Genomic DNA, 9,660 nt, shown 5'->3' with positions numbered 1-9,660 from the left:
CGCCACGAACGTGCGCTCAGCGCCCGCAGCACCGTGTCGCGCATCCGCCCGCGCAGCCCGGTGCCGGGGGCCAGGCCACTGCCCAGCGGCGGCAGCCCTTTCGACGGGCGGTACAGCGGGTGGGTGTTCAACTCGATCCACGGCAGGCCGAGCAGGTCGGCGGCCAACCCGCCGCAGGTGGTGATCGAATCGGAGATCACCACGTCCGGCGCCAGCTCGGTGATGCGCTGGGTGTTCAGCACCGCCATCCGCGCCGCTCGTTGATGGATCTTCGCACCGTCGTCGGCATCGTCGTCGTCCGACGTGGGATCCAGTCCGGCGAGCTCCACCGCATCGATTCCCTCACCCCGGGCTACGTCCAACCATTTCCGGCCGGTCAGCAGGGTCGGGACGTCACCGGCGGCCAGGAAGCGCAGGCACAGCGCGATGGCCGGAAAGGCATGTCCCGGATCGGGTCCAGCGACCACGGCGACGCGCATGCGGGCTACCCTGCCACAGCATCCGCCGTTAGGCTCAGACGATGACTGACGAGGTACTGACGACGCCGTACACGACAACAGCAGCCAACGCGCACACCGTGGAAACATTCCTGTTCGCGCTGGCCGACGAGGACTTCGACGTCGTGGAGTCGCTGGCGGCGCCGGAGCTGATCTGGCAGAACGTCGGCCTGCCGTCGATTCGCGGTCGTGCCCGGGTGATGAAGTTGCTGCGCAGCGGTCAGGGCAAGGCGGGTTTCGCGGTGAAGTTCCACCGCATCGCCTGCAACGGCAACGTGGTGCTGACCGAGCGCACCGACGCGCTGATCATCGGGCCGCTGCGGCTGCAGTTCTGGGTGTGCGGCACCTTCGAGGTGCACGACGGCAAGGTCACGCTGTGGCGCGACTACTTCGACTTCTTCGACGCCCTGGTCAAGGCTCCGCTGCGGGCCGTGGTCGCGGCGGTGTTTCCGTCACTGCGCCCGACCTTCTGACTGGCTGACCACCGGCGCGTGGGTCGCATCGCGGTGGCGCCGCTGCGACATCGGCGGACTCAGTGCACCCGCGGGCGTGACGCGGCCGGTCCGACCGTGCGCTGTACCCGTCCGAGGGCCAGCCCCAGGGTGAGCCCGTAGATCAGATGCCCGACCGCGAAGATCCATGGGGTGAACGCCGACGCGGCGACGGCGTCGGCCGACGACCACACCAGGAAATGCATCACCAGCCAGATCACCAAGCCGTAGACCAGCCCCGACCCTGCACTGGTGGCCGTAGTCGGCAACCACCCCCGAGCCGGTGTCATCATAGCGGCGAAGACCACGCCGAAGCCGATCGCCACGGCGAAGTGGATCAGCAGACCGATGATCAGCGCAGGCAGGCTGAACGTGGCGCCCAGGGGGGCGGAGGCGAACGCGGTGTGGGCGAACAGGTTGATCGGTGTCCAGTAACCCACGCCGGTCAACCCCATCGCCAGCACCGACCACACCGCCATCAACGCGCCGCCGACAGCCCCGCCGATGGCGCCCCGGACAAGTGCCGCCTTGTTCATCAGGGCCTCCTCAATCTCATTTCCGTGTCATGAGCCTGTGAGGAAGCGTTCCCGCTCAGCCGCCGTTCATCCGTGTGCCCGGCGATCGGATCCGTAGGTAGCGGCGGCTCAGGCCCCTCTGAGCCGCCCCAGCTCGTCGAACGCCTGCGCCCAACCCGACAGCCGGTCTGTCGCCGAGACCAGCTCGTCGCGGTAACGGCGTTGCGACATCGGCGAGCTCGACATCGAGCCCGAGTTGGCGGCTGACACGAGTTGCGCTGCCGCGGAGACCATCTCGTTGTACTGATGCGCGCCGCGATCGAGTTGGGTCCGGAACGCGGCGATGGTGGGAGCCAGGTGGGCGCGCGACTGCGGCGCCGAGTTGATGGCCCGTTCCATCGACACCACCTCGCCGGCGGTGGCCGCCATCGTCGCCACCGTCTGCTCGGCAGCAATCCGGATCTCACGCAGCTCGTCAGCGGGGAGCATCCGGCCCCGCTCGAGCACTCCGAGCAGCGAGACCAACCCACGTTCGGAGGCTGCCAGGGCCGCCATGGGCGCCCGGGCAGCCGACCCCCAGGGCGGCAGCCGGCGCGCTGTCCGGTTCCGCTGCGGCGGCAGTGGTTCGCCCCGCAGCCAGCGGTAGCGCAGGAATGCCAGGGTGGCCAGGAACGCGGCGCCGACGGCGATCGGCGCCGGGATGAACAGCGCCCACACCGGCGTGCTCCACGACGCCAGCAGCGCGGTCACCCCCACCCAGAACAGTGCCGAGACGGTGAGGAACACCCCGAGCCGCAACGCCCAGCGCCGCTTGCGCAGCAGCTTCGCCCGCGGGTCGGCGGCGGCGTTGAGCTTGTCTGCCAGCAGGTCCGACCACTCCGCGGCGGTGTCGACACCGCGTTGCGCCACTGAGCGCCAGGCCTGCGGTCTGCTGGTGCGTGTACTCATCGGGGCTACTCGTCAGTCTCCGTCACGGTCATTGCGACAGCGGGTTTTCCGGTGTCGGACTTTGGTTGGCGGCCGGGGTGGCCGGGCTCTGGGCCGGCGAGGCGGGGGCTGCCGGGCTGCCGGCGGGCAACTGCTCGCCACGCATCGACGCGCGGATCTGCTCCAGCCGGGAATGACCCGCCATCTGCACGCTGGCCTGCTGGACCTCCATCATCCGGCCCTGCACCGAGTTCTGCGCCAGTTCGGCGGAGCCGATCGCGTTGGCGTAACGCCGTTCGATCTTGTCGCGCACCTCGTCGAGGCTCGGCGTGTTTCCAGGAGCCGCGAGCTCGCTCATCGACCGCAGCGACGAACTCACCTGCTCCTGCATCTTGGCCTGCTCGAGCTGGCTGAGCAGCTTGGTGCGCTCGGCGATCTTCTGCTGCAGCATCATCGCGTTCTGCTCGACGGCCTTCTTGGCTTGGCCGGCCGCCTGCAGAGCCTGGTCGTGCAGACCCTTGAGGTCCTCGACGCTCTGCTCGGAGGTCACCAGCTGCGCCGCGAACGCCTCGGCGGCATTCGTGTACTCGGTGGCCTTCGCGGCATCACCTGCCGCGGTGGCCTGGTCGGCCAGCGTCAGCGCCTGACGAACGTTGACCTGCAGCTTCTCGATGTCGGCGAGCTGGCGGTTGAGCCGCATCTCCAGCTGGCGCTGGTTGCCGATCACCTGGGCCGCCTGCTGGGTAAGGCCCTGGTGCTGGCGCTGGGCTTCTTCGATCGCCTGCTGGATCTGCACCTTGGGATCGGCATACTCGTCGACCTTCGAGCTGAACAGCGCCATCAGGTAGCGCCACGCCTTGCTGAACGGATTGGCCATCGGTTCGCTCCGCCTTTTGTCTCTGGAATGTCTGCGTGTCTGTATGTATGTGGAACTGTGTCAGCTTGCGGTGTAAGTGCCCAGCACCCAACTTATCGGTTCCGCGCAGATCACCACACCCCTGAGGGTCTTTTGCGCACGTGACCGGCCAGGCCGGCGGCGTCAGGCCACCGCCATCGACACGACCTGCGGGATGACCACCTTGGTGGTGACATCGATGCCTGCGGTGCGGGCCGATTCCCGTGACACAGCGGACGCGCTGACCTCAGCGCGGGACTCCTCGAGCGCCAGCTCGTCACCGGCCTCCGACAGCACCCGCGACAACGGGACGTCCAGTGCGCCGCAGATCGCGCTGATCAGCTCGCTTGATGCTTCCTTGCGCCCGCGCTCCACCTCGGAGAGGTACCCCAGGCTGACGCGCGCCGAATCCGACACTTCCCGCAGGGTGCGCCCCTGCTCGACCCGGGAGCGCCGCAGCACGTCGCCGATCACTTCGCGCAGCAATGCCGTCATCGCGTTCTCCTGTTCGCTTGGCTATCTTGCCCAACGCTCGGTGTCCTCGGGATGGTTCCCGAAACGCACCGGGAATCGCGGTGCGCGCCCGGCGTCAGTGACCAGCGGGTCGTGCCCGCGAATCCCGATACGCCGAGACGAAGTAGTCGACGCCGGTGACCACCGTCAGCACCACGGCGGCCATCATCAGCACCCAGGCGCCGGTCAGCCAGCCGTCGGACAGGGGCAGCACGAACAGACCGATCGCGACGGCTTGCAGCAGTGTCTTGAGCTTGCCGCCCCGGCTTGCAGGGATGATGCCGCGTCGCAGCACCGCCAGCCGGAGCAACGTCACGGCGAGCTCGCGGGACAGGATCACCACGGTCACCCACCACGGCAGGTCGCCGAGCACCGACAACCCGATGAGCGCGGCACCGATAAGAGCCTTGTCGGCGATCGGGTCGGCCAACGTGCCGAATTCGGTGACCATGCCGTAGCTGCGGGCCAGTGCCCCGTCGAGCCGGTCGGTGATGACCGCGACCGCGAACACCACGAATGCCACCACCCGCCAATGTGTTTCATGACCGTCGCCGACGAACAATGCGACGAGGAACACCGGCACCAGCGCCATCCGGATCCCGGTGAGAGCATTTGCGAGGTTCGCCACCCGAGCGCGCGGAACCACTGGATCGGTATGTGGTTGGCCCGGCACCGCCACAGAATACTGGTTGCCGGAACCGATACTCTTCGGTGTGTGAGCGCAGGTCCGGATGAGTCCACCGGTCAACTCGTCGTGCGGCGTGCCCGAACCTCGGATGTGCCCGCCATCAAGACCCTCGTCGACATCTATGCCGGCAGGATCCTGCTGGAGAAGAACCTGGTCAATCTGTACGAATCGGTGCAGGAGTTCTGGGTCGCCGAACTGCAGGACGAGCTGATCGGGTGCGGCGCCCTGCACGTGCTGTGGTCAGACCTCGGCGAGGTGCGCACCGTGGCGGTGCACCCCAGGGTCAGGGGCCGGGGTGTGGGCCACGCGATCGTCGACCGACTGCTCGCCGTGGCCGCCGAGCTGCGGCTGGAGCGGATTTTCGTGCTCACCTTCGAGGTCGAGTTCTTCGGTCGGCACGGGTTCACCGAGATCGACGGCACGCCGGTCACCGCCGAGGTCTACGACGAGATGCGCCGCTCCTATGACACCGGCGTGGCGGAGTTCCTGGACCTCTCCTACGTCAAACCGAACATCCTCGGCAACACCCGGATGCTTTTGACCCTGTGAACCCCACCCGCGCCGGAACGGTATTCCAGGCGGCCCGTACTCGATTTTTGGCTGCTGGAATACCGTTCCGGCGCTAGAAGTCGGGGTCCTCGTCGGCGCCGGTGGCGTCGCTTCCGCCGCGGATCAACGCCAGCGTGCCTGCGAGCTCATCGGGCTTGACCAACACCTCACGGGCCTTGGAGCCCTCCGACGGGCCGACGATGTTGCGCGTCTCCATCAGATCCATCAACCGGCCCGCCTTGGCGAACCCGACCCGCAGCTTGCGCTGCAGCATCGAGGTGGAGCCGAACTGGCTGGACACCACGAGCTCGACGGCCTGCAGGAACACGTCCATGTCGTCACCGATGTCGGGGTCGGCGTCAGTGCGCTCCCCGGTGGGCTTGGCGGTGGTGACACCGTCGGTGTACTCGGGTTCGGCCTGGTCCTTGCAGGCGGCGACGACGGCGTAGATCTCCTCGTCGCTGATGTAGGCGCCCTGGAAACGGATCGGCTTGTTGGCGCCCATCGGCAGGAACAGCCCGTCGCCCATCCCGATGAGTTTCTCAGCGCCCTGCTGATCGAGGATGACTCGACTGTCGGTCAGCGACGACGTCGCGAACGCCAGCCGGGACGGCACGTTCGTCTTGATCAGCCCGGTGACGACGTCGACCGACGGACGCTGGGTCGCCAGGATCAGGTGGATGCCCGCCGCGCGCGCCTTCTGGGTGATGCGCACGATGGCGTCTTCGACGTCGCGGGGTGCGGTCATCATCAGGTCGGCGAGTTCGTCGACGATCGCGACGATGTACGGGTACGGCTTGTAGACACGCTCACTGCCCAGCGGCGTGGTGATGACGCCGGATCTCACGTTCTTGTTGAAGTCGTCGATGTGACGGACCCGGTTGGCCTGCATGTCCTGGTAGCGCTGCTCCATCTCCTCGACCAACCAGGCCAGCGCCGCGGCGGCCTTCTTCGGCTGCGTGACGATGGGCGTGATGAGATGCGGAATGCCTTCGTAGGGCGTCAGTTCGACCATCTTGGGGTCGATCAGGATCATCCTGACCTCTTCCGGCGTGGCACGGGCAAGCAGCGACACGAGCATCGAGTTGACGAAGCTCGACTTGCCCGAACCGGTCGAACCGGCGACCAGCAGGTGCGGCATCTTGGCCAAGTTGGCCGAGATGAAATCACCCTCGATGTCCTTGCCGAGCCCGATCACCAACGGGTGGTGGTCACGCCGGGTGGACGGCGCGGTGAGCACGTCGGCAAGCCGCACCATTTCGCGGTCGGTGTTGGGCACCTCGATGCCGACGGCCGATTTACCCGGGATCGGCGCCAACATGCGCACGCTCTCGGTGGCCACCGCATAGGCGATGTTCTTCTGCAGCGCGGTGATCTTCTCGACCTTGACGCCGGGTCCGAGCTCCACCTCGTACCGGGTCACCGTCGGCCCGCGTGTGCACCCGGTGACCGCGGCGTCGACCTTGAACTGCGTCAGTACCGAGCCGATGACCTCGATCATCTTGTCGTTGGCGGTGCTGCGCACCTTCGGTGGGTCGCCCGCGGTGAGCAGGCTCAGCGACGGCAGCGCGTACGGCCCGTCCACCACCCGGTCCAGCTGCATCTCCGGGGGCTTCGGCGCCTTCTTCTTGCGCGTCCTCGCGGCCGGTTCGGGGGTGGTGGGGGCGTCGTCGTCGATCGGATAGTTGTCCATCGGCGTGCCGGCCGGCCCAGCCGTCAAAGCCAGCGGCGCCGGTGACTGCGCCGCCGACGGCCACGATGGAGCCTCGTCCTGCCGGTAACCCTGCGGGTCGTCGTAGTAGCCGTCGGAGAAGTCCTCGGACTCGGCGCTGTCGGACTCGTAGTCGTAGGCGTCGTCGTCGTAGTCGTAGTCATCCTCGTACTCACTGCGCCACCGGGTCGGGAACATCGCCCGCACCGTTTCCGGCACCTCGCGGATCGTCGTCCCGGTCACCAGCAGCAGACCGAACAGCACGCCGAGGAACAGCAGCGGAGCGGCGATCCACGGCGTCAGGCCTTCGGAGAGCGGGCCGCCGATCGCGAAGCCGAAGAAGCCGGCGGCATCCTCACGGGCGGCCGGGGCCTGCGGTGAACCCGACCACAGATGCCACAGGCCCAGCGCAGGCAACACGATCATCGCGGTGCCGAGAATCAATCTCGGCCGCGATTCCGGGTCGGGCTCCGTGCGCATCAGACCGACCCCGAGCGCGGCCAGGGCGATCGGGACGAGCACCACGGCCGCACCGATGAGGACCCTCACGAAAGTGTCGATCCACTCCCCCACGGGGCGCGCCGCGTCGAACCACGAACTCGCGGCGACGACGACGGCGAGACCCAGCAGAGCGAGGGCGACCCCGTCACGGCGGTGGCCGGGTTCGAGATCGCGCGCCCGGCCGACCGAACGGGCCGTGCTGCCCGCTCCCTTGGCAAGCATCAGCCAGCCCGCGCGGGCTCCCCGACCGACCGCGGTACCGGCGGCCGAGACCGCTGACGGCTTACGGCGGACGGGCGCACGACGTGGTGCCGCCGGCCGCGACCCATCCCGCGAACTGGCCTTTGACCTGGTCGGACGGGCAGCAGATCGGGCCGCGGTCTTACTCGCCATACCCCCCACCCTAGTCCCAAGCGCCTCATATGCACCATCAGCCACACAGGTCACGGATTGGTGTCGATTCCGCGGTACGGCGCAAGGCCAGGCAGAACAGGTGCAGCCGCGCCGGTACCGCCGGGTCATGCGCCTGCGTAATAGGGTGGACACCTGTCCAACTCAGAGTCGAGATCGAGGAGCCGTCCAGAATGCCGATAGTCGTCGTCGCCACCATGAAAGCCAAGCCCGAATCCGTGGACACCGTGCGGGACGCCTGCAAACAGGCCATCGAAGCGGTGCACAACGAGCCCGGCTGCGACTTGTACTCGCTGCACGAAGCCGACGGCACCTTTGTGTTCGTCGAGCAGTGGGCCGACAGCGACGCGTTGCAGGCACACAGCACGGCGCCGGCGGTGGCGACACTGTTCGGGACCATCGGTGAACACCTCGACGGCGCGCCGGACATCAAGATGTTGCAACCTGTCGTCGCCGGAGATCCGGCCAAGGGCCAGCTGCGACCCTGACGGCGCACACCACCATGGGTGAACTCACAGGCAAGGTCGCGTTCATCACCGGCGCCGCGCGAGGCCAGGGACGCGCGCACGCGCTCAAGCTGGCTTCGGAGGGCGCCGACATCATCGCCGTCGACCTCTGCGCGCAGATCGACTCGGTGCCCTACCCGTTGGCGACTCCCGACGACCTGGCAGCCACCGTCGAGCTCGTCGAGGAGACGGGCGCGCGCATCGTGGCCAGCCGCGCCGATGTCCGGGGCCGCGACGCCGTCAAGTCCGCGTTGCGGGAGGGAACCGAGAAGCTCGGCAACCGCCTCGACATCGTGGTCGCCAACGCGGGTATCGCGCCGATGGCGGCAGCCGACGCATGGCAGGACGTCATCGATGTCAACCTGACCGGCGTGTACAACACCGTCGACGTGGCCATGAAGCCGATGATCAAGTTCGGCAACGGCGGCTCGATCGTGTTGATCAGTTCGGTGGCCGGCCTGGTGGGGATCGGGGCGCCGGTCGGCGGCTCCGTCGGCTATGCGGCCGCAAAACACGGCATGGTCGGCATCATGCGGTTGTACGCGAATTTCCTTGCGCAGTACAGCATTCGGGTGAACTCGGTGCACCCGGCGGGCGTCAACACCCCGATGATCGACAACGACTTCACCCGGTCATGGCTCGACGGGGTGGCGCAGGACAGTCAGGGCGGGCCGGACATGGGCAATGCGCTGCCGGTGCAGGCGCTGGAACCGGAGGACATCGCCAATGCGGTGTTCTGGCTGGTTTCGGACGCGGCCCGCTACGTCACCGGGGTCACGCTGCCCGTCGACGCGGGGTACGTGAACAAGCGTTGAGACGATGAGGCAGCCGCGGAATCCGGCAGCGCAGACGGCTATCGGGCGATCGTGCTGTCGGCCATCGAGCAGCAGGAACCGCCCGAGCGCCGCCTGGTCGACGACGATCTGGCGGCGTCCTTTCTGCCCGCGCGGCTGCGCCTGCTGGTAAGGCTGACCCGGTTCGGTGCGGTGCGGCGAGCCGCCGTCGCCGCGTCGAACCGGTCCGGCCCCGGGCTGTGGGCGAGCATCGCCTGTCGGAAGCGCTACATCGACGAGCGCCTCTCCGACCCGGTGATCGAGTTCGACACCGTCGTCGTCCTCGGGGCCGGCCTGGACACCCGCCCCTACCGGATCGCCCGGCACAGCGAACTGCCGGTGTTCGAGGTCGATCAGCCGGTCAACGTGGACCGGAAGACAGCGGTCGTGCACCGGGCACTCGGTGCGACGCCCCCGTCAGTACATCTGGTGCCGGTCGACTTCGAGCAGGACGCGCTGCTGCCGGCGCTGCAGGCGCACGGCTACCAACCCGACGGGTGTTGACCGGCGTTCAACATGAGCATGATGGCGGCGTTGTCGGTGAGGATGATTGGCGCGGTTTGGTGTTCACGCTGACGCCGTGATGCGCGCGGTGACGGTGTTGGGTCGAAGAGCTCTCCGGT

Annotated in this window: 11 protein-coding genes and 1 pseudogene; 5 read left to right on the top strand and 7 right to left on the bottom strand. The window is 67.8% G+C overall.

The genetic code is table 11. The features are described from left to right. Window positions 1–479, bottom strand: a pseudogene (locus tag WA944_RS21605) (glycosyltransferase); the annotation flags it as partial. A 41-nt stretch (window positions 480–520) separates the two neighbouring features. Between WA944_RS21605 and WA944_RS21600 the strand changes: the two are divergent. Next, a complete protein-coding gene (locus WA944_RS21600) occupies window positions 521–970 on the top strand; it encodes a limonene-1,2-epoxide hydrolase family protein (RefSeq protein WP_526373435.1) in 450 nt (149 codons plus the stop codon). A 59-nt stretch (window positions 971–1,029) separates the two neighbouring features. Here the strand turns inward: WA944_RS21600 and WA944_RS21595 are convergent, their stop codons facing one another. From WA944_RS21595 to pgsA, 5 genes are all read right to left on the bottom strand, one after another. Further along, window positions 1,030–1,524 carry a DUF6789 family protein gene (locus WA944_RS21595; RefSeq protein ID WP_526610890.1) on the bottom strand — a complete coding sequence of 165 codons (495 nt, stop codon included), beginning with the start codon at window positions 1,522–1,524 and terminating at the stop codon, window positions 1,030–1,032. Between the two features lie 108 nt (window positions 1,525–1,632). Then, window positions 1,633–2,451 carry a phage shock envelope stress response protein PspM gene (pspM, locus tag WA944_RS21590; protein WP_526647327.1) on the bottom strand — a complete coding sequence of 273 codons (819 nt, stop codon included), beginning with the start codon at window positions 2,449–2,451 and terminating at the stop codon, window positions 1,633–1,635. Between the two features lie 28 nt (window positions 2,452–2,479). Beyond that, on the bottom strand, window positions 2,480–3,307 hold the full coding sequence (gene pspA, locus WA944_RS21585; RefSeq protein ID WP_526610879.1) for a phage shock protein PspA: 828 nt from the start codon (window positions 3,305–3,307) through the stop codon (window positions 2,480–2,482). Between the two features lie 162 nt (window positions 3,308–3,469). After that, the gene (gene clgR / locus WA944_RS21580) at window positions 3,470–3,820 is read right to left on the bottom strand and encodes a transcriptional regulator ClgR (RefSeq protein WP_526369154.1); all 351 of its coding nucleotides are present in this window, start codon (window positions 3,818–3,820) and stop codon (window positions 3,470–3,472) included. Between the two features lie 94 nt (window positions 3,821–3,914). Continuing rightward, window positions 3,915–4,511 carry a CDP-diacylglycerol--glycerol-3-phosphate 3-phosphatidyltransferase gene (pgsA, locus tag WA944_RS21575; protein WP_526369156.1) on the bottom strand — a complete coding sequence of 199 codons (597 nt, stop codon included), beginning with the start codon at window positions 4,509–4,511 and terminating at the stop codon, window positions 3,915–3,917. 42 nt (window positions 4,512–4,553) lie between these two features. Here pgsA and WA944_RS21570 point away from each other — a divergent pair, with 42 nt between their 5' ends. After that, complete coding sequence (locus WA944_RS21570) at window positions 4,554–5,075, top strand: amino-acid N-acetyltransferase (protein ID WP_526610876.1); 522 nt, start codon at window positions 4,554–4,556, stop codon at window positions 5,073–5,075. 73 nt (window positions 5,076–5,148) lie between these two features. On the opposite strand, the gene WA944_RS21565 is transcribed toward WA944_RS21570, so the two are convergent. Then, the gene (locus tag WA944_RS21565; protein ID WP_526647326.1) at window positions 5,149–7,809 is read right to left on the bottom strand and encodes a DNA translocase FtsK; all 2,661 of its coding nucleotides are present in this window, start codon (window positions 7,807–7,809) and stop codon (window positions 5,149–5,151) included. A 62-nt stretch (window positions 7,810–7,871) separates the two neighbouring features. On the opposite strand from WA944_RS21565, the gene WA944_RS21560 reads away from it, so the two are divergent. The 3 genes from WA944_RS21560 to WA944_RS21550 are packed head-to-tail and all read left to right on the top strand — an operon-like array spanning window position 7,872 to window position 9,541. After that, complete coding sequence (locus tag WA944_RS21560) at window positions 7,872–8,186, top strand: putative quinol monooxygenase (RefSeq protein ID WP_526369393.1); 315 nt, start codon at window positions 7,872–7,874, stop codon at window positions 8,184–8,186. Window positions 8,187–8,200: 14 nt separating this feature from the next. Next, the gene (locus tag WA944_RS21555; RefSeq protein ID WP_526369391.1) at window positions 8,201–9,019 is read left to right on the top strand and encodes a mycofactocin-coupled SDR family oxidoreductase; all 819 of its coding nucleotides are present in this window, start codon (window positions 8,201–8,203) and stop codon (window positions 9,017–9,019) included. Window positions 9,020–9,070: 51 nt separating this feature from the next. Then, window positions 9,071–9,541, top strand: coding sequence for an SAM-dependent methyltransferase (locus WA944_RS21550; RefSeq protein ID WP_526610171.1), 471 nt, complete (start codon window positions 9,071–9,073; stop codon window positions 9,539–9,541). The last annotated feature ends 119 nt before the right edge of the window (window positions 9,542–9,660 follow it).

The organism is Mycobacterium sp., from assembly GCF_049683355.1.
Taxonomy (GTDB): Bacteria; Actinomycetota; Actinomycetes; order Mycobacteriales; family Mycobacteriaceae; genus Mycobacterium.
The sequence above is the reverse complement of the archived record's forward strand: the minus strand, read 5'-3'. Positions and strand labels throughout refer to the sequence as shown.